Origin of the sequence: Streptomyces sp. NPDC059851 (genome assembly GCF_042732005.1) — a bacterium.
In the GTDB taxonomy this organism is placed as follows: Bacteria; Actinomycetota; Actinomycetes; order Streptomycetales; family Streptomycetaceae; genus Streptomyces.
Genome location: NZ_JBHWJJ010000003.1, coordinates 122,189 through 122,633, shown reverse-complemented (window position 1 = coordinate 122,633; position 445 = coordinate 122,189). Strand labels below are relative to the sequence as shown.

Sequence of the window (445 nt, the reverse complement as noted above, 5' to 3'; positions counted from 1 at the left end):
ACCTGGAAGAGGTGCTCGGGGATCCCGGCTTCGAGGGCGAGCTCGGCGAGGCGCAGCGCGGTGAGGGGGGTGGTCTCGGCGGGCTTGAGGATGACGGCGTTGCCCGCGGCGAGCGCCGGGGCCAGGCCCCAGGCGGCGATCGGCATGGGGAAGTTCCACGGGGCGATGACGCCGATGACGCCGAGGGGTTCGAGGAAGGTGACGTCGATGCCGCCGGGGACGGGGATCTGGCGGCCGGAGAGCCGCTCGACCCCGCCGGCGGCGAAGTCGAGGAGGTCGCGTACGTTGCCGGCCTCCCAGCGGGCGTTGCCGATGGTGTGGCCGGCTTCCCGGACCTCCAGGCGGGCCAGCTCCTCGACGTGCCCGTCGACGACCGCGGCGAAGCGGCGCAGCAGCCGGGCCCGGTCGGCGGGGGCGGCGGCCGCCCAGGCCCGCTGGGCCGCGG

General features: G+C 76.6%; 1 protein-coding gene. It reads right to left on the bottom strand.

Annotated elements, in window-relative coordinates; all coding sequences use genetic code 11:
• The coding region (locus ACFV7Q_RS01750; RefSeq protein WP_385422458.1) for an aldehyde dehydrogenase family protein at window positions 1-445 on the bottom strand (445 nt) is incomplete at both ends.